The sequence below is a fragment of the Microbacterium testaceum genome (assembly GCF_001476655.1).
Lineage (GTDB): Bacteria > Actinomycetota > Actinomycetes > Actinomycetales > Microbacteriaceae > Microbacterium > Microbacterium testaceum_C.
The window spans coordinates 1-540 of sequence record NZ_LDRT01000282.1; the positions used below are offsets into that span (position 1 = coordinate 1).

Annotated in this window: 1 protein-coding gene; it reads left to right on the plus strand. The window is 69.3% G+C overall.

Annotated elements, in window-relative coordinates:
* The coding region (locus tag NS220_RS19020) for an MFS transporter (RefSeq protein ID WP_153004395.1) at positions 1-540 on the plus strand (540 nt) is incomplete at both ends.

Below are 540 nucleotides of genomic sequence, written 5' to 3' on the forward strand. Positions count from 1 at the left end.
CCCTGATCGCGGCATTCCTGTACTTCGATCTGGCCTTCATGGTCTGGGTCCTGCTCGGCCCCCTCGCCCCGCAGATTTCCGCCACGCTGGGCCTCACCCCTGCGCAAAAGGGCGTGATGGTCGCGGTACCGACGCTGGCGGGCGCGATCCTGCGCGTCGTCAACGGCCTGCTGGTCGACCGCATCGGGCCGAAGCGCGCGGGCGCGATCAGCCAGTTGATCGTCATCGGCGGCCTCTTTTCCGCCTGGGTGTTGGGGGTGAACAGCTTCGGCGGCACGCTGGCGCTGGGCGTCATCCTGGGCTTTGCGGGGGCGAGCTTCGCGATCGCGCTGCCGCTCGCCAGCCGCTGGTATCCGCCCGAGCATCAGGGCAAGGCGATGGGGCTCGCCGGCATGGGCAATTCGGGCACGGTGCTGGCAGCACTGTTCGCACCGGCGCTGGCCAAGCTGTTCGGCTGGAACGCCGTCCTCGGCCTGGCCTGCCTGCCGCTGACCCTCGTCTTCTTCGCCTATGTGGTGATGGCCAAGGACGCACCCGGCG